24 protein-coding genes and 1 riboswitch are annotated in these 23,134 nt (G+C 67.1%); of the genes, 21 read left to right on the top strand and 3 right to left on the bottom strand.

Annotated features, from left to right (window positions below; translation table 11 throughout):
* Nucleotide 1 precedes the first annotated feature (1 nt).
* The 3 genes from AB4Y35_RS38630 to AB4Y35_RS38620 all read right to left on the bottom strand — a co-directional run bounded on the left by AB4Y35_RS38630 (nt 2) and on the right by AB4Y35_RS38620 (nt 4,116).
* Nucleotides 2-1,297, bottom strand: coding sequence for an MFS transporter (locus AB4Y35_RS38630; RefSeq protein WP_368708560.1), 1,296 nt, complete (start codon nt 1,295-1,297; stop codon nt 2-4).
* A 288-nt stretch (nt 1,298-1,585) separates the two neighbouring features.
* Entirely contained in the window at nt 1,586-2,362 is a 777-nt protein-coding gene (locus tag AB4Y35_RS38625; RefSeq protein WP_368708559.1) for an SDR family NAD(P)-dependent oxidoreductase, read from the bottom strand.
* A complete protein-coding gene (locus AB4Y35_RS38620; protein ID WP_368691446.1) occupies nt 2,359-4,116 on the bottom strand; it encodes an ABC transporter ATP-binding protein/permease in 1,758 nt (585 codons plus the stop codon). The genes AB4Y35_RS38625 and AB4Y35_RS38620 overlap by 4 nt, the downstream gene beginning before the upstream one ends.
* Before the next feature lie 309 nt (nt 4,117-4,425).
* Nucleotides 4,426-4,540: riboswitch (TPP riboswitch) on the top strand.
* Between the two features lie 249 nt (nt 4,541-4,789).
* On the opposite strand from AB4Y35_RS38620, the gene AB4Y35_RS38615 reads away from it, so the two are divergent.
* From AB4Y35_RS38615 to hisF, 21 genes are all read left to right on the top strand, one after another.
* Nucleotides 4,790-5,938, top strand: coding sequence for an FAD-dependent oxidoreductase (locus AB4Y35_RS38615; protein WP_368708558.1), 1,149 nt, complete (start codon nt 4,790-4,792; stop codon nt 5,936-5,938).
* A 42-nt stretch (nt 5,939-5,980) separates the two neighbouring features.
* Nucleotides 5,981-6,178 (top strand): sulfur carrier protein ThiS, encoded by a 198-nt coding sequence (gene thiS, locus AB4Y35_RS38610; RefSeq protein WP_342949827.1) that lies wholly within the window; start codon nt 5,981-5,983, stop codon nt 6,176-6,178.
* 80 nt (nt 6,179-6,258) lie between these two features.
* Nucleotides 6,259-7,074, top strand: coding sequence for a thiazole synthase (locus tag AB4Y35_RS38605; protein WP_254317701.1), 816 nt, complete (start codon nt 6,259-6,261; stop codon nt 7,072-7,074).
* Nucleotides 7,071-8,183 carry a thiamine phosphate synthase gene (gene thiE / locus AB4Y35_RS38600; RefSeq protein WP_368708557.1) on the top strand — a complete coding sequence of 371 codons (1,113 nt, stop codon included), beginning with the start codon at nt 7,071-7,073 and terminating at the stop codon, nt 8,181-8,183. Before AB4Y35_RS38605 ends, thiE begins: the two co-directional genes overlap by 4 nt.
* 169 nt (nt 8,184-8,352) lie before the next feature.
* Complete coding sequence (locus tag AB4Y35_RS38595) at nt 8,353-9,174, top strand: ABC transporter ATP-binding protein (RefSeq protein WP_368708556.1); 822 nt, start codon at nt 8,353-8,355, stop codon at nt 9,172-9,174.
* Nucleotides 9,171-9,947: a lipid asymmetry maintenance ABC transporter permease subunit MlaE gene (gene mlaE / locus AB4Y35_RS38590; RefSeq protein ID WP_368691451.1), complete on the top strand. Its 777-nt coding sequence runs from the start codon at nt 9,171-9,173 to the stop codon at nt 9,945-9,947. Before AB4Y35_RS38595 ends, mlaE begins: the two co-directional genes overlap by 4 nt.
* A 73-nt stretch (nt 9,948-10,020) precedes the next feature.
* Nucleotides 10,021-10,584 carry an outer membrane lipid asymmetry maintenance protein MlaD gene (gene mlaD, locus AB4Y35_RS38585; protein WP_342924264.1) on the top strand — a complete coding sequence of 188 codons (564 nt, stop codon included), beginning with the start codon at nt 10,021-10,023 and terminating at the stop codon, nt 10,582-10,584.
* Nucleotides 10,585-10,598: 14 nt separating this feature from the next.
* Complete coding sequence (locus AB4Y35_RS38580; protein ID WP_368691453.1) at nt 10,599-11,609, top strand: VacJ family lipoprotein; 1,011 nt, start codon at nt 10,599-10,601, stop codon at nt 11,607-11,609.
* A gap of 177 nt (nt 11,610-11,786) precedes the next feature.
* Nucleotides 11,787-12,419, top strand: a complete 633-nt coding sequence (locus tag AB4Y35_RS38575; protein ID WP_368691454.1) for a phospholipid-binding protein MlaC — start codon at nt 11,787-11,789, stop codon at nt 12,417-12,419.
* The gene (locus AB4Y35_RS38570; protein ID WP_368708555.1) at nt 12,416-12,688 is read left to right on the top strand and encodes a lipid asymmetry maintenance protein MlaB; all 273 of its coding nucleotides are present in this window, start codon (nt 12,416-12,418) and stop codon (nt 12,686-12,688) included. Before AB4Y35_RS38575 ends, AB4Y35_RS38570 begins: the two co-directional genes overlap by 4 nt.
* A 277-nt stretch (nt 12,689-12,965) precedes the next feature.
* Complete coding sequence (locus AB4Y35_RS38565; RefSeq protein ID WP_342924268.1) at nt 12,966-13,892, top strand: ABC transporter ATP-binding protein; 927 nt, start codon at nt 12,966-12,968, stop codon at nt 13,890-13,892.
* Complete coding sequence (locus tag AB4Y35_RS38560) at nt 13,889-14,644, top strand: ABC transporter permease (RefSeq protein WP_042269663.1); 756 nt, start codon at nt 13,889-13,891, stop codon at nt 14,642-14,644. Before AB4Y35_RS38565 ends, AB4Y35_RS38560 begins: the two co-directional genes overlap by 4 nt.
* Before the next feature lie 15 nt (nt 14,645-14,659).
* The gene (locus AB4Y35_RS38555) at nt 14,660-14,899 is read left to right on the top strand and encodes a BolA family protein (protein WP_028206568.1); all 240 of its coding nucleotides are present in this window, start codon (nt 14,660-14,662) and stop codon (nt 14,897-14,899) included.
* Nucleotides 14,900-15,007: 108 nt separating this feature from the next.
* Nucleotides 15,008-16,270 carry a UDP-N-acetylglucosamine 1-carboxyvinyltransferase gene (gene murA, locus AB4Y35_RS38550; protein ID WP_368708554.1) on the top strand — a complete coding sequence of 421 codons (1,263 nt, stop codon included), beginning with the start codon at nt 15,008-15,010 and terminating at the stop codon, nt 16,268-16,270.
* A complete protein-coding gene (gene hisG / locus AB4Y35_RS38545) occupies nt 16,267-16,965 on the top strand; it encodes an ATP phosphoribosyltransferase (RefSeq protein ID WP_069268253.1) in 699 nt (232 codons plus the stop codon). Before murA ends, hisG begins: the two co-directional genes overlap by 4 nt.
* A gap of 97 nt (nt 16,966-17,062) precedes the next feature.
* Entirely contained in the window at nt 17,063-18,382 is a 1,320-nt protein-coding gene (gene hisD, locus AB4Y35_RS38540; protein ID WP_368696506.1) for a histidinol dehydrogenase, read from the top strand.
* A gap of 211 nt (nt 18,383-18,593) precedes the next feature.
* A complete protein-coding gene (gene hisC, locus AB4Y35_RS38535) occupies nt 18,594-19,670 on the top strand; it encodes a histidinol-phosphate transaminase (RefSeq protein ID WP_368708553.1) in 1,077 nt (358 codons plus the stop codon).
* 54 nt (nt 19,671-19,724) lie between these two features.
* The gene (gene hisB, locus AB4Y35_RS38530) at nt 19,725-20,312 is read left to right on the top strand and encodes an imidazoleglycerol-phosphate dehydratase HisB (protein ID WP_368708552.1); all 588 of its coding nucleotides are present in this window, start codon (nt 19,725-19,727) and stop codon (nt 20,310-20,312) included.
* A 254-nt stretch (nt 20,313-20,566) separates the two neighbouring features.
* On the top strand, nt 20,567-21,208 hold the full coding sequence (hisH, locus tag AB4Y35_RS38525) for an imidazole glycerol phosphate synthase subunit HisH (protein ID WP_254317689.1): 642 nt from the start codon (nt 20,567-20,569) through the stop codon (nt 21,206-21,208).
* Between the two features lie 174 nt (nt 21,209-21,382).
* Complete coding sequence (gene hisA, locus AB4Y35_RS38520) at nt 21,383-22,135, top strand: 1-(5-phosphoribosyl)-5-[(5-phosphoribosylamino)methylideneamino]imidazole-4-carboxamide isomerase (RefSeq protein WP_069268257.1); 753 nt, start codon at nt 21,383-21,385, stop codon at nt 22,133-22,135.
* Between the two features lie 223 nt (nt 22,136-22,358).
* A complete protein-coding gene (hisF, locus tag AB4Y35_RS38515) occupies nt 22,359-23,132 on the top strand; it encodes an imidazole glycerol phosphate synthase subunit HisF (protein ID WP_342924273.1) in 774 nt (257 codons plus the stop codon).
* Nucleotides 23,133-23,134: the final 2 nt, after the last annotated feature.

Raw genomic sequence — 23,134 nt, 5'->3', positions numbered from 1 at the left:
CTCATCGTGCAGTGGACTCCGCAGACGCTCTTTCGCTACCTGCAGCAGGCACTTCCTCGGTCAGCGCCTTGCCCTTCGTTTCCGGCAGGCACAGCGCCGCGACGATCACGAGCAGATAGCCCGCGCCGGCCACCACGCCGATCGACTTCACGAGCGAGGTGGTTTGCGCGAACGTGCCTACGAGAATGGGGAAAAACGAGCCGAGCCCGCGTCCGAGGTTGTAGCAGAAGCCCTGGCCCGAGCCGCGGATCGCGTTGGGGTAGAGCTCCGAGAGATACGCACCCACGCCCGCGAAAATGCCTTGCACGACGATGCCGAGCGGAAAGCCGAGCAGGAGCATGGCGGTGTCGGTGATGGGCAGCATGGTGTACGCCATGCCGAGCGCAAACGAGCCGATGGCGAACAGGATGAACGAGGCGCGCCGGCCGATCTTGTCGCACAGGATCGCGCCGACGATGTAGCCCGTGAACGAGCCGACGATCAGCACGATCAGATAGCCGCTCGTGTTGAACACCGAAAGGTGGCGCACCGTCTTGAGGTAGGTGGGCAGCCAGGTGGTGATCGCGTAGTAGCCGCCGAGCATGCCGGTGCACAGCGCGCTGCCGAGCAGGGTGGTGGCCAGATGCGCGGGCGCGAAGATCTGCATGAAGTGGCTTTGGATCGCGCCGCTTTCGCGCGCGCGGCGCGTGGCGACGAACACGTCGGGGTCGCTCACGTTGCGGCGCACGTAGAGAATCCAGAGCGCAGGCACGATGCCGATCCAGAAGCACGCGCGCCACGCGTATTCCTCGGGCAGCAGGGCGAAGAAGGCCCAGTACAGGATGGCGGCCGCGCCCCAGCCGAACGACCAGCTGCTCTGCACCGTGCCCACGGCCTTGGCGCGATGCTGCGGCGAGCGGATCGTTTCGGCCATCATCATCGTGACGACCGTCCATTCGCCGCCAAAGCCGATGCCCTGCAGCGTGCGCGTGGCGAGCAGTTGCCAGAACGAATGCGTGAAGCCGGAGAGGCAGGTGAAGAGCGCGAAGGTGGCGATGGTCCACTGCAGCACGCGCACGCGGCCGTAGCGGTCGGCGAGGATGCCGGCGAGCCAGCCGCCGATCGCCGACGAGATCAGCGAGCTGGTCGCGATCATGCCGGCCTCGCTCTTGCTCATGCCCCAGGTCGCGATGAGCGTCGGGATCAGGAACGAGTAGATCATGAAGTCGAACGCATCGACGGCGTAGCCGCCGAATCCCGCGTAGAGCGTGCGCCGCTCGCGCGCGTTCAACTCGGTGAACCAGTGAAAGTAGCCCATCGCGTGTCTTCCCCCATATTCGTTGTGCGCGCAACGAACCGGGCGAGCGGCGCGTGCGGCGCTTGCGACCCGGCCGGCGCAGCACGCATTGGGTGGCGTGTGCGCTTGACGCTGGCGGGCTGCGCGGTGCGACGCCGCCCGTCTCCGGTGTGCTGGAGGGGTATTTTACGGTGCGAAACCGCGCTGAGGCGAGGGGCAATTTGGGGGCGCCCGCTATCGTTGTATTCCGATGTTTAGTTCGGGTTTAGTTCGATAGCGAGCGAACGATGGCGCGGGGACCGCACGGCGCTAGAGCGTAAGCCCGCCATCGACATGAATCACCTGGCCGGTGATGTGGCGTGCGGCGTCCGAGAGCAGGAAGGCGATGAGTTCGGCGACATCGGCGGGATCGGCCACGTGGCCGAGCGGCGTTTCCTGCGCCGCGCGCTCCCACACCGGCGCGTTTTCCGGCGTGGGGCCCTTGTCCTTGCGCGTATAGCCTGGCGCGACGCAGTTGACGGTCACGCCGTGCGGCGCCAGCTCCGCCGCGGCGGTTTTCGCCAGCGATTCGAGCGCGGCCTTCGCGGCGGCGGTGGCCGCGAACGGCGCGCCGGCGCGGTAGCGGTGCGCGACGAACGAACTCAGCGCGACCACGCGGGCGCGCGCCGAGCGTTCCAGCGCTAGCCGCGCGCGTTGCACGAGCGCAGCGAATGCGGCGGGCATGGCCGCGAATGCGCCTTTGAGCGACGCGGCGTCGAGCGCGGCGAGCGTCTGGCGCTGCGCATGCCCGGCGTTGGCGACGAGCTGGTCGAGCGCGCCGAAGTGCGCGAGCGTGGCGTCCACGAGCGCGCTCGCCTGGCCGGCCTGCGCGAGATCGCCGTACGCGGTGGCGCAGGCCGAGCCGCGCTGCTCGCACCCGGCGGCGACGGCGGCGAGCCGCGCGCGCGACGCCTCATCCGCGCCGCGCGCGTGCAGCATCAACGCCGCACCCGGCGCCGCGATGCGCCGCGCGAGCGCCGCGCCGATCCCCGAGCCCGCGCCCGTGATCAGCACGACGCGTTCAGGGCGCTCGGCGCTTGCACTCACGCGGCAACCCGCTCTTCGGGCATGCGCTCGATCTCGAGCGTGTCGTGGTGGTACGCCGCGAGCGACTCGCGGTGCGCGACGCTCACGATCGCCGCCTTGGGCAGGCGCTCCATGAACAGCTTGTAGAGCCGGCTTTCGTTGTCGGGGTCGAGCGCGCTCGTCGCTTCGTCGAGGAACAGATAGTCGGGCTTGTGCAGCAGCACGCGCGCGCCCGCAAGGCGTTGCTGCTCGCCCGGCGAGAGCACGCGCGTCCAGTGCGCCGATTCGCCGAGACGATCCACGTACTCTTCGAGGCGGCAGGCGCGCAGCGCTTCGCGGCAGTCTTCGTCGCTGTAGTCGTCGGCGGGCGAGGGGTAGGTGAGCGCCGCCTTGAGCGTGCCGATGGGCAGATAGCTCTGCTGCGGGATGAACATCATGCGCGCATCGACAGGCGCGTCGATCGAGCCTTCGCCGAACGGCCAGAGGCCCGCGAGCGCGCGCATCAGCGTGCTCTTGCCCGCGCCCGAGGGGCCGCGCACGAGCCAGCGCGAGCCCGGCTTGATGGCGATGTCGCGCACTTCCGAGAGCGGCGTGCCGTTGGGCAGCGAGAGCTTGAGGTGCTCGGTGGCGAGCTCGTTGTTGTCGATGAAGTGCAGGTTGATGCCGCCGTGCTCGGTGGCGGGCGAGACCGATTCCTTCAGACGCGGCGAGTGCACCACACGCACGAATTCGCGCAGACGATTCACGGTAGCGCGCCATTCGACCAGCGTGGAGTAACTGTTGATGAACCACGAGAACGAGTCGCTCACGGTGCCGAACGCCTGCGAGATCTGCATCAGCACGCCGAACGTGAAGGCGCCCGCGAAGTAGCGCGGCGCGGCCACCACGAGCGGGAAGATGATGGCGATCTGGCCGTAGAAGCTCAGCACGAAGGTGAGGCGCTTCGTGTACTTCATCACGCGCCACCAGTTGTCCTTGATGTGTGCGAAGAGGCCTTGCGCGTTGCCGCGCTCGGTGTCCATGCCGTCGTAGAGGGCGATCTGCTCGGCGTTTTCGCGCAGGCGGATCAGGCCGAAGCGGAAGTCCGCTTCCACCTTTTGTTGTTGATAGTTGATCGACACGAGCGGGTGGCCGACCTTCTGGATCACGAGCGAGCCGAACACGGCATAGAGCGCGGCGGCCCAGACCATGTAGCCCGGAATCGCGAGCGGCTGCCCGCCCAGCGTGACGGTGAGCGCGCCCGCGAGCGTCCACAGGATCGTGATGAACGAGATCAGCGTGACGACCGTCGAGAGCAGGTCGAGCGTGAGCGACAGGGTGGTCGTGGCGAACGACTGGAGGTCGTCGCTGATACGCTGGTCGGGGTTGTCGGCGAGGCGGTCGCGCTCGATGCGGTAGAAGGCGCCCTTGCCGAGCCACTCGTTCAGGAACCGCGTGGTGAGCCACTGACGCCAGCGAAAGCCGAGCATCTGGCGCAGATACCGGCCATACACCGCGAGGATGATGAAGCCGAACGCCAGTTCGGTGAAGGTCATCAACAGCGGCGGGAAGCGCTTGACGTCCTTGGCCTGCAATGCGTTGTAGAACTCCGCGCTCCAGCCGTTCAGGCGCACGTTGATCCACACGACGAGCAGGTTCATCACGATGATCGCGACGAGCAGGCCCCAGGCGATCCAGCGTTCCTCGGAGACCCAGTAGGGCTTGATCAGGCTCCACGCGGTGATCTTCTGATGCTCGTTCTGATCGGGCGTGGCGCGGGCAGGTTGGTTGGTCATGTGCGTCCTGAAGGTGTGGCGGCCCGCTGGGGGCATGCGCCGCGCGCCGCACGGCGGCAGCGTTGCAGCGATTTTTGCAGCGATTCTGTCGTCGGGCGCTTAAGTGAGTCTTAACGGGTCACAGGCGGAGCCAAAACCGGCGCCAGGCGTGGACAAAAGCGCACGCCGGCGCCGCCGTAGCGTGGCGCCCATTGTCTCACCGCGCGGGCTTGCGAGGCGAAAGAGGCGGGTTCAGGGCATTGTGCCAGACCACGTCCCCCGGTTCCGTCGAGGTTTGCGGGCCGCGCGCGTTTTGTGGTCTAATCGTCGTTGACGAAACAGGGGTGCTTCACCGGTATGCCGGGCATGCCGCCAGTGAGGCTGAGAGAAACCCTTTGCACCCGATCCGGGTAATACCGGCGCGGGAAGTTTCCAGAAAGTCTTACCGGAGCGCCCAGCCTGGGTTTTGAAAAGGCGGGGGCGCCAGGTTTCCCGCCGGGCTGCGCTTTGGGCGCATGGGTTCGTACGCATTCCGTACGGGCCGTCTGCGCCGCATAGCCTCCACGGTCGGCCTTGCCAGCCGGTTTCGTCCTTGGGTACGTCTGCTGCTGCCGTACGGAAAGGATACGATGACCGCCTATTCTCTTTGTTCCCCGATTCTTATCGCGTTCGCCTTGCGTGACGGAGCATCGTCATGAGCCGCGCCCGCAACCATAACGTGGGCAGCGTGCCCGACTTCGCCGTGCTCGGCGGCGGCCTGAGCGGCCGGCTCGTCGCATGGCGTCTGGCCGGCGAGGGCCATCGCGTCGCGCTTTACGAGCGTGGCGGGCCCGAAGGCGGCGAAGCCGCCGCCTGGGTCGCGGCGGCCATGCTTGCGCCGCTCGCCGAGGCCGCTGTCGCCGAACTGCTCATCACCGAGCTTGGCGTGGCGTCGCTCGAAACCTGGCCGCGCATCCTGGCCGAGCTGCCAGAGCCCGTGTTCTTCCAGCGCAACGGCACGCTCGTGGTCTGGCATAGCGCCGATCGCACCGAAGCCCCGCTCTTCGAGCGCCGCGTGCGCGCGAATGCGCCGCGCTCGCTCGCCGATGCCAACTTCGTCGCGCTCGCCGGTGCGCAGCTCGACGCCGCCGAACCGGCGCTCGCCGGGCGCTTCGCGCGCGGCTGGCTGCTCGAAGGCGAGGGCCAGCTCGACAACCGCCAGGCCCTGGCCGCGCTGGCGGCGGGGCTCGCCGCGCGCGGCGTGGATACCCACTGGCACACCACGGTCGACGAGGCCAATCCGCCGCCCGCGCGCGTGACGATCGACTGCCGCGGGCTGGGCGCCAAACCTTCGCTGCCGGGTTTGCGCGGCATTCGCGGCGAAGTCGCGCGCGTGCACGCGCCCGGCATCACGCTCACGCGCCCGGTGCGGCTCCTGCATCCGCGCTATCCGCTCTATATCGCGCCCAAGGAACACGATGTCTTCGTGATCGGCGCGACCGAGATCGAAGGCGAGGACCGTTCGCCCGTGAGCGTGCGCTCGGCGCTCGAACTGCTGAGCGCGGCGTTTGCGGTGCATCCGGCGTTCGGCGAGGCGCGCATCCTCGAGTTGAATACGCAGTGCCGCCCGACGCTGCCCGACCACCGCCCGGCGCTCATCTGGGACGGCAAGACCACGCTGCGCGTGAACGGCCTCTATCGGCACGGCTTCATGATCGCGCCGGAAGTCGCCGACGAAGCCGCGCGCGTCGCCCAGGCGCTGCTCGACGCCCGCGTGAGCGATGCCGATTCCTTCGAGTCGCTGCGCCGCGCGTCGCGCTGGGGCGAGATGCTGCACGCGCAGGGCGCGCACGAGCCGGCCTGACGCCTCACCAGAAACAATCCGCAGTTTGAGAACGTATTTGCCATGGACATTCATATCAACCAGAAGCCGATCACGCTGCCCGAGGGCGCGACTGTCGCCGATGCGCTCACCGCATTCGGTGCGCGTCCGCCGTTCGCCGTCGCCCTGAACGGCGATTTCGTGGCGCGCACCCAGCATGGCGCGCGCTCGCTCCAGGCGGGCGACCGCCTCGACGTCGTGAGCCCCGTGGCCGGCGGCTGAGCCTCGCTCGCCCAAGCCTCCGGTCGCGCGCATCGCATACACGGCGAGCGCGTTCACGACACCGCCAAGGATTCCAACCCATGACCACCACCTCCACCGCCGACGCGCTCACGCTCTACGGCGAAACCTTCGCGAGCCGCGTGCTGCTCGGCACGTCGCGCTATCCGTCGCTGCAGTCGCTCGCCGACTCGATGGCCGCCGCGCGCCCCGGCATGATCACCGTCGCGCTGCGCCGCCAGATGAACGAGGGCACCGCCGAGGCCGGCTTCTTCGACCTGCTCAAGCGCCACGGCGTGCCGCTCCTGCCGAACACGGCCGGCTGCCTCACCGTCAACGAGGCGGTGACGACGGCGCACATGGCGCGCGAAGTCTTCGAAACCGACTGGATCAAGCTCGAACTGATCGGTGACGACTACACGCTGCAGCCCGACCCGGTCGGCCTGATCGAGGCCGCGTCGCGCCTCGTGAAGGATGGCTTCAAGGTGCTGCCGTATTGCACCGAGGATCTCGTGATTGGCCGGCGTCTGCTCGACGCGGGCTGCGAGGCGCTCATGCCGTGGGGCGCGCCGATCGGCACCGGCAAGGGCGTGATCAACCCCTACGGCTTGCGCGTGCTGCGCGAGCGCTTGCCCGATGTGCCGCTGATCGTCGATGCGGGCCTGGGCGTGCCTTCGCACGCGTGCCAGGTGATGGAGTGGGGTTTCGACGGCGTGCTGCTCAACACGGCCGTTTCGCAGGCCACGCATCCCGCGGCGATGGCGCGCGCGTTCGCGCAGGGCGTCGAGGCGGGACGCGCCGCGTTTCTCGCCGGACCGATGGCCGAGCGCGAAGCGGCGGTCGCGAGCACGCCCGTGGTGGGCATGCCTTTCTGGCACCAGGATGGAGACAAGCGATGACTGAAACGCTGCGCCTGCAGGACCGCGAACTGTTCTGGCCGCCCGCCGACGAACTCACCGAAACGGCGGAGCGCATCCGCGCGTGCCTGGGCGACTGGCAGCCCACGCATGCGCCGTGGCGCATCTGTCTCACGCCGCCCGACGCGCCCAACGGCGGCGATCTGATCATCGTGACCGACGCGGCGCCGCATCTGGCCAACATCGCGCGCTGGATGACCGACGGCGCGGGCGTGATCGAAGCCGCGGGCGAACACCCGAAGGCGGCGCGCGCCACGCTGCATCTGGGCGGCGAGCGTTACGCGCTCGAGGGCGAGCTGGCGGAAGACTGGATCCCGGCGCTGGCGGCGTTCCTCGACTGCGGCTTCGATCCGCACGACGCGCTCGTGCTCGCGCTCGCCTGGCGCGACGGCGACGAGCAGCAGGCCGACGCCTGGCCCGTCGACATCGAGCGTTTTCCGCGCGTGCTGGGCCTGCCCGCCGCGCCCGCGCAGCCGTTCGCGCCGTGTCCCGCGAAGCTCGGCCTGTATCCGGTGCTGCCCACGGCCGAGTGGGTCGAGCGCGTGCTCGACTTCGGCGTCGAGACGGTGCAGCTGCGCAGCAAGCAGCCGAAGTCGCCGGCGCTCACGAGCGAAATCGAGCGCTGCGTCGCGGCGGGCCGCAAGCACGACGCGCAGCTCTTCATCAACGATCACTGGCAGGAGGCCGTCGCGGCCGGCGCTTATGGCGTGCACCTCGGCCAGGAAGACCTGCGCGAAGCCGACCTCGGCGCGATCGCGGCGGCCGGCGTGCGCCTTGGCCTCTCGACGCACGGCTACTTCGAGATGCTCACGGCGCTGCATTTCCGTCCGAGCTACCTCGCCTGCGGCGCCGTCTTCGCCACCACGACCAAGGCCATGCCGACGGCCCCCCAGGGACTCGCGCGTCTGGCCCGCTACGTGAAGCTGCTGGACGGTGTCGTGCCGATGGTGGCGATCGGCGGCATCGACGGCAACGTGCTGCCCGAAGTGCTCGCCACGGGCGCCGGCAGCGCAGCGGTAGTGCGCGCCGTGACCGAGGCGGCCGACCCGGCTGCCGCGGTTGCTGCATTGCGCAACGCGTTTACGCAATAATGGTCCGCCCTGGCATCGGGCTGCGCCGCGTGCGCGGCCAGGTGCCGAGGGGGCCGCAACCCGCAGCAGCGGGCGTTTGCGGCTTACATCAACGGGTCCAGGGGCGTCACGGCAGGTTTTCCACGATGGCCCTATAATCCCGCCTTCGTGTAAATGGACTGTCTGCCACGTGCCCTCAACCTCTGAGACCCTGCTGGAGCTGCGCGACGTCGACTTCGGATACGGCGACCGGCTCGTCCTGTCCGGCCTGAACATGCGCTTCCCGCGCGGTCAGGTAGTGGCAGTCATGGGCGGCTCCGGTGGCGGAAAAACGACAGTGCTGCGTCTGATCGGCGGCCTCGTTCGCGCCCAGCGCGGCCAGGTGCTGTTCGGCGGCCAAGACGTCGGCGCGCAATCGCGCGACGGCCTCTACGCCCTGCGCCGCAAGATGGGCATGCTCTTCCAGTTCGGCGCGCTCTTCACCGACATGTCGGTGTTCGAGAACGTCGCCTTCGCCCTGCGCGAGCACACCGATCTGCCTGAAGCGCTGATCCGCGACCTCGTGCTCATGAAGCTCAACGCCGTCGGCCTGCGTGGCGCGCGCGACCTCGCGCCTTCGGAGATTTCCGGCGGCATGGCGCGTCGCGTGGCGCTCGCGCGCGCCATCGCGCTCGACCCCGAACTCATGATGTACGACGAGCCGTTCGCGGGTCTCGACCCGATTTCGCTCGGCATCACCGCGAACCTCATCCGCACGCTCAACGACGCGCTCGGCGCAACCTCGATCCTCGTCACGCACGACGTGCCCGAGTCGTTCGCGATCGCCGACTACGTGTACTTCATGGCGAACGGCCGGGTGCAGGCGCAGGGCACGCCCGACGAGCTGCGCGCCTCGACCGACCCGATCGTGCGCCAGTTCATCGACGGCGCGCCGGACGGCCCGTTCCGGTTCCATTACCCGTCGAACCTGCCGCTCGAAGCGGACTTCGGCATTGGCGGAGGCCGCTCATGATCGGCGCCATCAGCTCGATCGGGCGCACCGTGCTCGACACGATCGCGCGCGCGGGGCATGCGACGCGCTTTTTCGTGCGCCTCGTGCTCGAATTCTTCCCGCTGCTGCGCCGGCCGCGTCTTGTCACGAAGCAGATCCACTTCGTCGGCAATTATTCGCTCTTGATCATTGCCGTGTCGGGCCTGTTCGTGGGCTTCGTGCTCGGGCTGCAGGGCTATTACACGCTCAACCGCTACGGCTCCGAGCAGGCGCTCGGGCTGCTGGTCGCGCTGTCGCTCGTGCGTGAGCTCGGGCCCGTTGTCACCGCGCTCTTGTTCGCGGGCCGCGCGGGCACCTCGCTCACGGCCGAGATCGGCCTCATGAAGGCGGGCGAGCAACTCACGGCCATGGAGATGATGGCGGTGGACCCCGTGCGCGTGGTGGTCGCGCCGCGCATGTGGGCGGGCGTGATCGCCATGCCGATCCTCGCGGCCATCTTCAGCGCGGTCGGCATTCTGGGCGGCTACGTGGTGGGCGTGGTGCTGATCGGCGTGGACGCCGGCGCGTTCTGGTCGCAAATGCAGGGCGGCGTGGACGTCTGGACCGACGTGGGCAACGGCGTTGTGAAGAGCATCGTGTTCGGCTTCGCCGTGACCTTCACCGCGCTCTATCAGGGCTATGAGGCGAAGCCCACGCCCGAGGGCGTGTCGCGCGCGACCACCAAGACGGTCGTGTACGCGTCGCTCGCGGTGCTCGGCCTCGACTTCCTGCTCACCGCGCTGATGTTCAGCTAAAGACGCCGGGCAGCGACCCGGCGGCGCGGCGCGCATGTGAGCGACGCCGCAACGGATTCTCATTGGGATGACGATGAAAAAGAATGCTCTCGACTTCTGGGTCGGTCTGTTTGTGGTGCTGGGCTTTATCGCGCTGCTGTTTCTCGCGCTGAAGGCCGGCAACATGAGTTCGCTGTCGTTCCAGTCCACCTACCCGGTGAAGCTCAAGTTCGACAATATCGGCGGCCTCAAGCCGCGCGCACCGGTGAAGAGCGCGGGCGTGACCGTGGGCCGGGTGGCCTCGATCGGCTTCGACTCCAACACCTATCAGGCGCTGGTGACGATCAACCTCGACCAGCAGTACCAGTTTCCGAAGGACACGTCGGCGAAGATCCTGACGTCGGGTCTGCTCGGCGAGCAGTACATCGGCCTCGAGCCGGGCGGCGACTCGGAAATGCTCAAGGCCGGCGACACCATTTCGATGACGCAGTCGGCCATCGTGCTCGAAAACCTGATCGGCCAGTTCCTCTATAGCAAGGCGGCGGATTCGGGCGCCACGAAGGCGTCCAGCGGCGCGAGCACGGATGCGGCGCCTGCTGCCGCGCCCGCACCGGCGCCGGCCCCAGCGCCTGCACCGGCGGCTTCGGCGGCCCAATAAGAAGGAGAAAAAGAATGACGACCATACGCATGCGCGCCATTACGCTTGGCGTCGCAGCGCTTGCACTCGGGGGTTGTTCGACGGTGCAGACGCCGTCGAAGGAAGATCCATGGGAAGGGTTCAACCGCACGGTGTACACGTTCAACGACAAGGTTGACACGTACGCGCTCAAGCCGGTGGCGCAGGGCTACGTGAAGGTGACGCCGCAACCCGTGCGCGACAGCGTGACGAACTTCTTCGCGAACATCGGCGACGTGTACAACGCCGCGAACAACTTCCTGCAGCTGAGGATCACCGATGGTGTCGAGGACATCATGCGGATCGTGATCAACACGGTCTTCGGCCTCGGTGGCCTGTTCGACGTCGCGACGCTCGCAAAGCTGCCCAAGCACAACCAGGACTTCGGTCTCACGCTCGGCCACTATGGCGTGCCGCCCGGTCCGTACCTCGTGCTGCCGCTGTTCGGGCCGAGCACGGTGCGTGACGGCGTCGGCCTCGTGCCCAACTACTTCATCAACCCGCTCACCTATGTGGATCCGGCCGCGCTGTCGTGGGGCCTCTACGGCCTGAACGTGGTGAGCACGCGCGCCAACCTGCTGGGCGCGAGCGACCTGCTCGAAGGCGCGGCGATCGACAAGTACTCGTTCATCCGCAACGCCTATCTGCAGCGCCGCCGCTACCTGTTGTCGGATGGCCGCGCGTCGTCGGACAACAGCAACCTGCCGGACTACGGCGATGGCGCGCCGCTGCCGAAGTACGACGATACCGACGAGGGCGCGGCGGCCCCCGCTTCGGGTGCGGCTGCCGGTGCGGCCGTGCCCGCTTCGGGCACTGCGCCTGCGGCCACGCCGAATGCGGCCAGCATGGTGCCCGCCAACCCGAACGGCGCAACGACCGCCCCGGCCACGCTGGAAGGCCCGGCCGGCGCCGCGGCACCCGTGGGTGCGTCGGAAACCACGGTACCGGGCGACCAGATGATCCCGCCCGCGCGCATCGGCTTCCCGAGCATGCTGCGGCTGCACTGAGCGCTGCGCTCCGGCGTGCTGGAACGCCTCGCCGGAGCGTTCGTCTGACCTATACGTCTGACGTAACAAGCAGAAACGCTTGTCGCACTTTGCTGGCGGTTTTGACACAGCGCGATAGATCTCGCGTGATATCGTTGGTTCCAACGGGGCGATGTCCCCCAACTAGCAGGACTCGATATGAAAAAATTCTTTCTGTACCCGTTTTTCGCCATGTTTCTTTCGTTTGCCGGCGGCGCGTTCGCTCAGACGGTAGACACCAGCAATCCCGACGCGATGGTCCAGACGGTCACGCAGCAGGTCATGAGCCAGATCAAGGGTGACAAGTCCATCCAGTCCGGCGACATCAGCAGGATCACGCAGCTCGTGAACGAAAAGATCCTGCCGTACACCGACTTCCGCCGCACCACGCAGCTCGCGATGGGCCGCAACTGGCGCACGGCCACGCCGGAGCAGCAGCAACAGGTCATCGAGCAGTTCAAGACGCTGCTGATCCGCACGTACTCGGGCGCGCTCGCCCAGGTGCGCGACCAGCAGATCCAGTACAAGCCGTTCCGCGCCAACCCGGACGACACCGACGTTGTGGTCCGTTCGACGGTCATGAACGGCGGCCAGCCGATCGAGCTCGACTATCGCCTCTACAAGACGGCGCAAGGCTGGCGCGTGTATGACATCAACGTGCTCGGCGCGTGGCTCATCCAGGCGTATCAGCAGCAGTTCCAGGAAAAGATCCAGCAAGGCGGCGTGGACGGCCTGATCCAGTTCCTCACGCAGCGTAACCAGCAACTCGCATCGGGCAAGGCGACCTCGTGAGCGAGCGTTTCGCCACCGGTGCCAACCTGACCCACGAAAGCGCGAAGGCCGCGCTCTCGGCCGGGTTCGCGCAGATCTCGGCGGGCGCCACCGCCGTGGACTGCGCAGCGCTCACCCAGTTCGATTCATCGGCGCTCGCCGTGCTGATCGCCTGGCAGCGTGCCGCGCGCGAGCGCGGCGCTTCCCTTGCCGTACTCAACATGCCCCCCGCGCTCGCCTCTCTCGCGCGCGCCTACGGCGTCGATTCGCTTCTCGACGAGCGACATTGATCCGCGTCGCCTGGCCGGACGCTAGCGTCCGAGCGGTATCACACCGCACTGCCGGGCCGACGCCGTTCCCCTCCAGGGCCAGGCCGCGCTTTCCGACTTGGCCTATAATCAACCGTTTTTTGGGCGCTGCCTCGGCGCAAAAAGTACCGCTTGGTATGTAATAAGCGTGCACTGAGACAGCAAAGCCGGCCTCATAAGCCGTCCCCAATTCCGGTCTTCCCCGCAGCATTGATGCACTCTTGAGCCGCGCCGTTCGCAAACGGGCGGCGTATTAGTCATGCCAGCCATAGAAATCCGTAACGTCAAGAAGCGCTACAAGTCGCTTCAGGCGCTCAAGGGCGTCAGCTTCACGGTCGAAGACGGCGAGTTCTTCGGGCTGCTCGGCCCGAACGGCGCGGGCAAGACGACGCTCATCAGCATTCTTGCCGGCCTCGCGCGCGCGGACGAGGGCTCGATCGCCGTCCGCGGCCACGATGTCGTCGCCGACTACCGCAACGCGCGCCGCAACCTGGGCGTCGTGCCGCAGGAACTGGTGTTCGATCCGTTCTTCACCGTGCGCGAGACGCTGCGCATCCAGTCCGGCTACTTCGGCCTGCGCAACAACGACGCGTGGATCGACGAAGTCATGGCCAATCTCGATCTCACCGAGAAAGCCGACGTGAACATGCGCGCGCTGTCCGGCGGCATGAAGCGCCGCGTGCTCGTGGCGCAGGCGCTCGTGCACCGGCCGCCTGTGATCGTGCTCGACGAACCCACCGCCGGCGTGGACGTGGAACTGCGCCAGACGCTCTGGAAGTTCATCGCGCGCCTGAACCGCGAAGGGCACACCATCGTCCTTACCACGCACTATCTCGAAGAAGCCGAGCAGTTGTGCGACCGCATCGCCATGCTCCGGCGCGGCGAGATGGTCGCGCTCGAGCGCACGAGTGCGCTGCTGCAGCGCTTTGCGGGCACGCAACTCTTTTTGCGTTTCTCGGAAGGCGTGTTGCCGAGCGATCTGCGCGCGCTCGAAGTCGATCCTTCCAACGCCAGCGCGCACCAGCATCTGCTGCGCCTCGCGAGCTACGACGACGTGGAGCGCATTCTGGCGAAGTGCCGCGCGAACGGCTGCAAACTCGAAGAAGTGGAAGTGCGCAAGGCCGATCTGGAGGATGTCTTCGTGCAGGTGATGAACGGTCCTGAAGTGGTCGAGGGTCTCGCATGAGCGGTTTCCGTACGCTGTTCTACAAGGAAGTGCTGCGTTTCTGGAAGGTCGCTTTCCAGACCGTGCTCGCGCCCGTCATCACCGCGCTGCTCTATCTCACGATCTTCGGCCATGCGCTGCGCGGCCACGTCGAGGTGTATCCGGGCGTGGAGTACACGAGCTTCCTGATTCCCGGCCTCGTGATGATGAGCGTGCTGCAAAATGCCTTTGCGAACAGCTCGTCGTCGTTGATCCAGTCGAAGATCACGGGCAATCTCGTCTTCGTGCTGTTGCCGCCGCTCGCTGCATGGGAGATGTTCGGCGCCTACGTGCTCGCCTCGATCGTGCGTGGCCTCGCCGTTGGCGCGGGCGTGTTCGTCGTGACGATCTGGTTCATTCCGATGAGCTTCGCCGCGCCGTTCTACATCCTCGCTTTCGCGGTGCTCGGTTCGGCGATCCTCGGCACGCTCGGCCTGATCGCCGGGATCTGGGCGGAGAAGTTCGACCAGCTCGCGGCGTTTCAGAACTTTCTCATCATGCCGCTCACGTTCCTTTCGGGCGTGTTTTACTCGACGCATACGCTGCCGCCCCTGTGGCGCGAAGTGTCGCGGCTCAATCCGTTCTTCTACATGATCGATGGTTTTCGCTTCGGGTTCTTCGGCCTGTCCGACATCAACCCGCTCGTGAGCCTGTCGATCGTTTTCGTGTTTTTCGTGGCGCTGGCCACGCTCGCCATGCGTTTGCTCGCGAGCGGGTACAAGCTGCGTCACTAAGCAGGAGCCATACTCATGTTGCCGACTCCGGAACAGATCAAGCAGTACATCTCGGCAGGGCTCGCGTGCGAGCACCTCGAAGTCGAAGGCGATGGCCAGCACTTCTTCGCGACGATCGTCTCCTCAGCCTTCGACGGCAAGCGCCTGATCCAGCGCCATCAGCTCGTCTACGCGGCGCTCGGCGACCGCATGCGCGAGGAAATCCACGCGCTCAGCATGAAGACGCTCACGCCCGCCGAATGGCAGAACGCATAATCTGGAATCTCAGTGCGAATCACCCAGGACAAAGACGCCGCCGCGAGCGGCGCAGCTCAACATCAAGCGACCCCGCAAACCGGCCGCACCGATCAGGAAACCTCAGGCATGGATAAACTCGTCATCGTCGGCGGGCAGAAGCTCGCAGGGGAAGTGGCTGTTTCCGGTGCAAAGAATGCGGCGCTGCCCATTCTCTGTGCAGGCCTTCTGAGCGCGGAACCCGTTCATCTCGACAACGTGCCCGACCTTCAGGACGTGCGCACCACGCTCAAGCTGCTCGGCCAGATGGGCGTGCGTACCGAGCAGCACGGCGCGCGCGTGCAGCTCGACGCCTCGAAGGTCAACAATCTCGTCGCGCCGTACGAGCTCGTGAAGACCATGCGCGCGTCGATCCTCGTGCTCGGGCCGCTCGTCGCGCGCTTCGGCGAGGCGAAGGTGTCGCTGCCGGGCGGCTGCGCGATCGGCGCGCGCCCCGTGGATCAGCACATCAAGGGCCTGCAGGCGATGGGCGCCGAGATCAACATCGAGCACGGCTTCATCGAGGCGCGCGCGAAGCGCCTGAAGGGCGCGCGCATCGTCACCGACATGATCACGGTCACCGGCACGGAAAACCTGCTGATGGCCGCCGTGCTCGCCGATGGCGAAACGGTGATCGAGAACGCCGCGCGCGAGCCCGAAGTGGGCGACCTCGCGCACCTGCTCGTGGCGATGGGCGCGAAGATCGAAGGCATCGGCACCGACCGCCTCGTCATTCAAGGCGTGGACAAGCTCCACGGCGCGCACCACACCGTCATTCCGGACCGTATCGAAGCGGGTACGTTCCTGTGCGCGGTCGCGGCCGCGGGCGGCGACGTCACGCTGCGCCACGTGCGCCCGCACATCCTCGACGCCGTTACCGACAAACTGCGCGAAGCGGGCGTGACGATCGAAGAGGGCGACGACTGGATGCGCGTGCGCATGCACGAGCGCGCGCGCGCCGTGAACGTGCGCACCTCCGAATACCCGGCGTTCCCGACCGACATGCAGGCGCAGTTCATGGCGCTCAACACGATCGCGGACGGCACCTCGCAAGTGGTCGAAAACATCTTCGAAAACCGCTTCATGCACGTGCAGGAACTCAATCGCCTGGGCGCCCACATCACGATCGACGGCAAGACGGCGCTCGTCGCCGGTGTCGAGAAGCTCTCGGGCGCGAAGGTGATGGCAACCGACCTGCGCGCCTCGGCGAGCCTCGTGATCGCGGGCCTGTGCGCCGACGGCGAAACGCTGATCGACCGCATCTATCACCTCGACCGCGGCTACGACCGCATGGAAGCGAAGCTCACGAAGATCGGCGCGAACGTGAAGCGGATCAAGGGGAGCGCGCAATGAGCACGGTCGAGTCCAGGCCCACGCCGGCGGCCGCGGCCAGCGCGCCGCTCACGCTTGCGCTCTCGAAGGGCCGCATCTTCGAGGAGACGATGCCGCTGCTCGCCGCGGCCGGCGTGCATGTGACCGAAGACCCGGAAACCTCGCGCAAGCTGATCCTGCCGACCACCGACCCGAACCTGCGCGTGATCATCGTGCGCGCGACCGACGTGCCCACCTATGTGGAGTACGGCGCGGCCGACTTCGGCGTGGCGGGCAAGGACGTGCTCAACGAGCATGGCGGCGGCGGCCTGTATCAGCCGATCGACCTCGACATCGCGCGCTGCCGTCTTTCGGTGGCCGTGAAGGGTGGCTTCGACTACGCGAACGCGGTGCGCCAGGGCGCGCGCCTGCGCGTGGCGACCAAGTACACGGAAGCCGCGCGCCAGCACTTCGCGGCCAAGGGCGTGCACGTCGACCTCATCAAGCTGTACGGCTCGATGGAACTCGCGCCGCTCGTCGGCCTCGCCGACGCGATCGTCGACCTCGTCAGCACGGGCGGCACGCTGCGCGCGAACAATCTGGTCGAGGTCGAGGAGATCATGGAGATCTCCTCGCGCCTCGTCGTGAATCAGGCGGCGCTCAAGCTCAAGCGCGCCGCGCTGCGGCCGATCATCGACGCGTTCGAACGCGCGTCGCGCGGCACGCAGGCGAGCTGACAGAGCAGGAGCGAAGGGCAGGCGCAATCACGCGCCGCCTCGCGCGCAGTGCGCCTCGAACGGCGCGGCGCGCACAACGTAACGGATGGATACCAGCATGGCTATCACGATGCGCAAACTCGATTCCGGCGCCGAAGGCTTCAAAAAGGCGCTGCACGCGGTGCTCGCCTTCGAGGCGAGCGAGGACGAGGCCATCGAGCGCTCCGTGGCGCAGATTCTCGCCGACGTGAAGGCGCGCGGCGACGCCGCCGTGCTCGACTACACGAACCGCTTCGACCGCCTGGCCGCCCCGAGCGTCGCGGCGCTCGAGCTGCCGTTCAGCGAACTCGAAGCGGCGCTGGAAAGCCTCGAGCCCAAGCAGCGCGCGGCGCTCGAAGCGGCGGCGGCGCGCGTGCGCGGCTACCACGAGAAGCAGCGCATCGAGTGCGGCTCGCATAGCTGGCAGTACACCGAATCCGACGGCACGGTGCTTGGCCAGAAGGTCACGCCGCTCGACCGCGTGGGCCTCTATGTGCCCGGCGGCAAGGCCGCGTATCCGTCGTCCGTGCTGATGAACGCCATTCCCGCGCGGGTCGCGGGCGTGCGCGAAATCATCATGGTCGTGCCCACGCCCGACGGCGTGAAGAACCCGCTCGTGCTGGCGGCGGCGCTGCTCGGCGGCGTCGATCGCGTGTTCACGATCGGCGGCGCGCAGGCCGTGGCGGCGCTCGCGTACGGCACGGATACGATCCCGGCCGTCGACAAGATCTGCGGTCCGGGCAACGCCTATGTCGCTTCGGCCAAGCGCCGCGTGTTCGGCACGGTCGGCATCGACATGATCGCGGGCCCCTCGGAAATCCTCGTGATTTGCGACGGCACGACCGATCCGCGCTGGGTGGCCATGGACCTGTTCTCGCAGGCCGAGCACGACGAGCTCGCGCAATCCATCCTGCTGTGCCCGGACGAGGGCTTCATCAAGCGCGTGGAAGACGCCATCGACGAACTGCTGCCCGCCATGCCGCGCGCCGAAGTCATCGCCACGTCGCTCACGAACCGTGGCGCGCTCGTGAAAGTGCGCGACATGGCCGAGGCCTGCGCCATCGCCAACGAGATCGCGCCGGAGCACCTCGAGATCTCGGCGCTGGAGCCGCAGAAGTGGGGCGCCGAAATCCGCCACGCGGGCGCGATCTTCCTTGGCCGCTACACGAGCGAAAGCCTCGGCGACTACTGCGCGGGGCCGAATCACGTGCTGCCTACGTCTCGTACCGCACGTTTCTCGTCGCCGCTTGGCGTCTATGATTTCATCAAGCGCTCGAGCCTCATCGAGGTGAGCGCGGAAGGCGCGCAAACGCTCGGCGAGATCGCGGCCGAGCTGGCCTACGGCGAGGGCCTGCAGGCCCACGCGCGCAGCGCCGAATTCCGCATGAAGCAGGTGTAAGGCACGCCTCGCAACCGGCAGAAACCGGTTGAATGCGCCGCCGCGCGGCATGGAGACGCCGCGCGATGGCCAGCCCCGCGAGTGCGCGGGGCGTAGCAGTTTGACCTTCAGTTTGACCCGCACGCAGCAGAGACCACGACGATAACCAGGGCAGCCGGCTCGACGAGCTGCCCGTGCCGGCGGCCCCGCTTTTCGCGAGCCGCCTTTCGACATGACGACACCACAAGACATCATCCGTCGCGACGTGCTCGCGATGACGAGTTACCCCGTGCCCGACGCTTCCGGTTTCGTGAAGCTCGACGCCATGGAGAACCCGTTTGCCCTGCCCGCCGACCTTGCAGCGCAACTGGGCGAACGCCTCGCGGCGGTCGCGCTCAACCGCTATCCCGCGCCGCGCCCCGAGGCGCTGATCGCGAAGCTCAAAGAGACGATGCGCGTGCCCGCCGACTGCGACGTGCTGCTCGGCAACGGCTCGGACGAGATCATCAGCATGATCACCATGGCGTGCGCGAAGCCGGGCGCGAAGGTGCTCGCGCCGGTGCCGGGCTTCGTCATGTACGCGATGTCGGCGAAGTTCGCGCAGCTGGAGTTCGTCGGCGTGCCGCTCAAGACCGACTTCACGCTCGACCTCGAAGCGACGCTCGCGGCCATCGCCGAACACACGCCCGCCGTGATCTGGCTGGCCTACCCGAACAATCCCACGGGCACGCTGTTCGACGACGCCGACATCGAGCGCGTGATCGCGGCGGCGCAAGCGGCGAAGAGCCTCGTGGTGATCGACGAGGCCTACCAGCCGTTCGCGATGCAAAGCTGGATGCCGCGCGCGGGCGAGTTCGACAACGTGGTCGTGATGCGCACGATGTCGAAGCTCGGGCTCGCGGGCATCCGCCTCGGCTATCTGGCCGGGCGTCCGTCGTGGCTCAACGAGTTCGACAAGGTGCGCCCGCCCTACAACGTGAACGTCCTCACGCAAGCGGCGGCCGATCTGCTGCTCGACCATGTCGACGTGCTCGATGCGCAGGCCGCCGAATTGCGCGCGCAACGTGCGACGCTGGCCGCCGAAGTGGCGAAGCTGCCGGGCGCCCAGGTGTTCGAAAGTGCGGGCAATTTCCTGCTCGTGCGCGTGCCCGACGCGGCGGCGGTTTTTGACACGCTGCTGTCTGCCCGGATTCTGATCAAAAACGTGGGTAAAATGCACCCATTGCTTGCGAACTGCGTGCGCCTGACCGTTGGCACCCCCGACGAAAACGCGCAACTGCTCGCTGCCCTGAAGCTCGTGCTCCGTTAGGCCGATGCTTCGTTCTCCCACTCTCCTGTTACGGGCTGTTTGAAGGAAATTGCCATGCGCGTCGCGCAAGTCGTTCGCAACACCAGCGAAACGCAAATCAGCGTGAAACTCAATCTGGACGGCACCGGTGAGCAAAAACTCAAGACCGGCGTGCCGTTTCTCGACCACATGCTCGACCAGATCGCACGACACGGTCTGATCGATCTCGAGATCGAGGCGCATGGCGACACGCATATCGACGACCACCATACGGTGGAAGACGTCGGCATCACGCTCGGCCAGGCGGTGGCGCAGGCCATCGGCGACAAGAAGGGCATTCGCCGCTACGGCCACGCCTATGTGCCGCTCGACGAGGCGCTCTCGCGCGTCGTGATCGACTTCTCGGGCCGTCCGGGCCTCGAATTCCACGTGCCGTTCACGCGTGCGCGCATCGGCACGTTCGACGTCGACCTGTCGATCGAGTTTTTCCGCGGCTTCGTGAACCACGCCGGCGTGACGCTGCACATCGACAATCTGCGCGGCCTCAACGCGCACCATCAGATGGAAACCGTGTTCAAGGCATTCGGCCGCGCGCTGCGCCAGGCCGCCGAACTGGACGAACGTCAGGCGGGCAAGATTCCGTCGACGAAGGGCAGCCTCTAAGCGACGCCTTTCACCGACCAGAAGGCGGGCCGCGTTGCGCGCAACCGTGCCGGCGCGTGCCGGAGCAGGACTTCGAGCGCGCCGCGCCGGGGCCGGCCTCCCCATGCGGCGTGCGCGCCACATTAGCCGTTTGGCTTATGGGCTCGCACGCGCCGACTGGCGTACATTGACGGCTTCGAGCAGATCAGGGCACATCGCGGCGCACATGCGCCACATAGCCAAGGGCAAGGCCTTTTGAGCAGGCCGGATTCGAGATGAAAACTTCAATTGCGATTGTGGATTATGGAATGGGCAACCTGCGTTCGGTGGCCCAGGCGCTGAGGCAGGCCGCGCCGGAAGCCGACGTGGCCATCGTCGAGCGTCCCGAGGCGATCCGTGCTGCCGACCGCGTGGTGCTGCCGGGGCAGGGCGCGATGCCCGACTGCATGCGCAGCCTCGCCGAATCGGGCCTGCAGGACGCCGTGCTCGAAGCCTCGCGCACGAAGCCGCTCATGGGCGTGTGCGTGGGCGAGCAAATGCTGTTCGACTGGAGCGCGGAAGGCGACACGAAGGGCCTGGGCCTGCTGCCCGGCAAGGTCGTGCGCTTCGACCTGGAAGGCCAGCTGCAGGACGACGGCTCGCGCTTCAAGGTCCCCCAAATGGGCTGGAACCGCGTGCGCCAGGCGCGCGCGCACGCCCTGTGGGACGGCGTGCCCGACGAAAGCTTCTTCTACTTCGTGCACAGCTACTATGTGGTTCCGGCGGATGCATCGCACACCGTGGGCGAAACGCCGTACGGCGCGGCCTTTACCTCGGCAGTGGCGCGGGATAACATCTTCGCCACCCAATTCCACCCGGAAAAGAGCGCCGCTGCGGGCTTGCGCGTCTATCGCAACTTCGTCCACTGGAACCCCTGATTTCCTGCGGCGCTGACGCTCGCAGCCGCCTTCGCGCACGAGCGCCGCGGCATTAGATTTGCGTCAGCAAGGCCGCCGAAAGAGTTGTACTAAACTAGCGAAACGGCGTCGGATCGGGCCTTTTTTCCGCCGGCGCCGCAGACTTCAACCCCATTCCCAGACACACCCGAAGCTATGCTGCTGATTCCGGCCATCGATCTCAAAGACGGTCACTGCGTGCGCCTCAAACAAGGCGATATGGACCAGGCGACGATTTTCTCCGAGGAACCGGCGGCCATGGCCCGACACTGGGTCGAGCGCGGCGCGCGGCGCCTGCACCTCGTCGACCTCAACGGCGCGTTCGCCGGCAAGCCGAAGAACGAAGACGCGATTCGCGAGATCATCCGCGAAGTCGGCGACGAGATCCCCGTGCAGCTCGGCGGCGGCATCCGCGACCTCGACACCATCGAGCGTTATCTCGACGACGGCCTGTCCTACGTGATCATCGGCACCGCCGCCGTGAAGAATCCGGGCTTCCTCCAGGAAGCGTGCACCGCATTCGGGGGCCATATCATCGTGGGCCTCGACGCGAAAGACGGCAAGGTCGCGACCGACGGCTGGAGCAAGCTCACGGGCCACGAAGTCGTGGACCTCGCGCGCAAGTTCGAGGACTACGGCGTCGAATCGATCATCTATACCGACATAGGCCGGGACGGCATGCTTCAGGGCATCAACATCGAAGCGACGGTGCGCCTCGCGCGCGCGGTGAAGATTCCGATCATCGCGAGCGGCGGGCTTTCCAACCTCGGCGATATCGACGCACTGTGCGAAGTCGAGGACGAAGGCGTGGAAGGCGTGATCTGCGGCCGCGCGATCTACTCGGGCGACCTCGATTTCGCCGCCGCGCAAACGCGCGCAGACAGCCTGCGCGAATCGGACGACGCGTAAGGCGTCGCATGCCGGCCTCCGTCACTGGAGGCCGTTTGTTTTTGGCGCTGCGCCGCCATCTCCATGGGGACCGGCGCTCGCGCGGGATAATTTCGCCTCAGGGCGCAAGGCACGGCGCAAAGCGCGCGACAATGGGCTGCGCGCCGCGCCCGAAGCGGGGCCGGCAGCCTTCTCGCGAAAGGTGCTCGCCGCACACACACCGACTGGCAACTTCGGCAAGATCATGGCTCTACCCAAACGCATCATCCCCTGCCTCGACGTGACCGCCGGGCGCGTCGTCAAGGGCGTCAATTTCGTCGAGCTGCGCGACGCGGGCGACCCCGTCGAAATCGCGCGCCGCTACGACGATCAGGGCGCCGACGAACTCACGTTCCTCGACATCACCGCGACCTCCGACCAGCGCGACCTGATCCTGCCGATCATCGAGGCGGTGGCTTCGCAGGTCTTCATTCCGCTCACCGTGGGCGGCGGCGTGCGCGCCGTGGCGGACGTGCGGCGCCTGCTCAACGCCGGCGCCGACAAGGTCAGCATGAACTCGTCGGCGGTCGCCAATCCGCAGCTCGTGCGCGATTCCGCCGACAAATACGGCTCGCAGTGCATCGTCGTCGCCATCGACGCGAAGCGGACGTCGGCGCCGGGCGAACCCGCGCGCTGGGAAGTGTTCACGCACGGCGGGCGCAAGGCCACGGGCATCGACGCCGTGGAGTGGGCGCGCAAGATGGCCGAGCTGGGCGCGGGCGAAATCCTGCTCACGAGCATGGACCGCGACGGCACGAAGAGCGGCTTCGACCTCGACCTCACGTGCGCGGTGTCCGACGCGGTGCCGATTCCCGTGATCGCCTCGGGCGGCGTGGGCGGCCTGCAGGATCTCGCGGACGGCATCGTCAAGGGCCGTGCCGACGCCGTGCTGGCGGCGAGCATCTTCCACTATGGCGAACACACGGTGGGCGAGGCGAAGCGCTTCATGGCCGACCAGGGCATTTCGGTGAGGATGTAACG

This window comes from Paraburkholderia sp. EG286A (assembly GCF_040965375.1).
GTDB lineage: Bacteria > Pseudomonadota > Gammaproteobacteria > Burkholderiales > Burkholderiaceae > Paraburkholderia.
The sequence above is the reverse complement of the archived record's forward strand: the minus strand, read 5'-3'. Positions and strand labels throughout refer to the sequence as shown.

Excerpts from the sequence above, each read along its gene's own strand:
- hisH (WP_254317689.1), top strand. The coding sequence starts at position 20,567 with ATGAAAACTTCAATTGCGATTGTGGATTATGGAATGGGCAACCTGCGT.
- mlaE (WP_368691451.1), top strand. The coding sequence starts at position 9,171 with ATGATCGGCGCCATCAGCTCGATCGGGCGCACCGTGCTCGACACGATC.
- hisF (WP_342924273.1), top strand. The coding sequence starts at position 22,359 with ATGGCTCTACCCAAACGCATCATCCCCTGCCTCGACGTGACCGCCGGG.
- AB4Y35_RS38630 (WP_368708560.1), bottom strand. The coding sequence starts at position 1,297 with ATGGGCTACTTTCACTGGTTCACCGAGTTGAACGCGCGCGAGCGGCGC.
- thiE (WP_368708557.1), top strand. The coding sequence starts at position 7,071 with ATGACTGAAACGCTGCGCCTGCAGGACCGCGAACTGTTCTGGCCGCCC.
- AB4Y35_RS38555 (WP_028206568.1), top strand. The coding sequence starts at position 14,660 with ATGTTGCCGACTCCGGAACAGATCAAGCAGTACATCTCGGCAGGGCTC.
- AB4Y35_RS38605 (WP_254317701.1), top strand. The coding sequence starts at position 6,259 with ATGACCACCACCTCCACCGCCGACGCGCTCACGCTCTACGGCGAAACC.
- murA (WP_368708554.1), top strand. The coding sequence starts at position 15,008 with ATGGATAAACTCGTCATCGTCGGCGGGCAGAAGCTCGCAGGGGAAGTG.
- AB4Y35_RS38615 (WP_368708558.1), top strand. The coding sequence starts at position 4,790 with ATGAGCCGCGCCCGCAACCATAACGTGGGCAGCGTGCCCGACTTCGCC.
- mlaD (WP_342924264.1), top strand. The coding sequence starts at position 10,021 with ATGAAAAAGAATGCTCTCGACTTCTGGGTCGGTCTGTTTGTGGTGCTG.
- AB4Y35_RS38580 (WP_368691453.1), top strand. The coding sequence starts at position 10,599 with ATGACGACCATACGCATGCGCGCCATTACGCTTGGCGTCGCAGCGCTT.
- hisB (WP_368708552.1), top strand. The coding sequence starts at position 19,725 with ATGCGCGTCGCGCAAGTCGTTCGCAACACCAGCGAAACGCAAATCAGC.
- AB4Y35_RS38575 (WP_368691454.1), top strand. The coding sequence starts at position 11,787 with ATGAAAAAATTCTTTCTGTACCCGTTTTTCGCCATGTTTCTTTCGTTT.
- thiS (WP_342949827.1), top strand. The coding sequence starts at position 5,981 with ATGGACATTCATATCAACCAGAAGCCGATCACGCTGCCCGAGGGCGCG.
- hisG (WP_069268253.1), top strand. The coding sequence starts at position 16,267 with ATGAGCACGGTCGAGTCCAGGCCCACGCCGGCGGCCGCGGCCAGCGCG.
- AB4Y35_RS38620 (WP_368691446.1), bottom strand. The coding sequence starts at position 4,116 with ATGACCAACCAACCTGCCCGCGCCACGCCCGATCAGAACGAGCATCAG.
- AB4Y35_RS38560 (WP_042269663.1), top strand. The coding sequence starts at position 13,889 with ATGAGCGGTTTCCGTACGCTGTTCTACAAGGAAGTGCTGCGTTTCTGG.
- hisA (WP_069268257.1), top strand. The coding sequence starts at position 21,383 with ATGCTGCTGATTCCGGCCATCGATCTCAAAGACGGTCACTGCGTGCGC.
- hisD (WP_368696506.1), top strand. The coding sequence starts at position 17,063 with ATGGCTATCACGATGCGCAAACTCGATTCCGGCGCCGAAGGCTTCAAA.
- AB4Y35_RS38565 (WP_342924268.1), top strand. The coding sequence starts at position 12,966 with ATGCCAGCCATAGAAATCCGTAACGTCAAGAAGCGCTACAAGTCGCTT.
- hisC (WP_368708553.1), top strand. The coding sequence starts at position 18,594 with ATGACGACACCACAAGACATCATCCGTCGCGACGTGCTCGCGATGACG.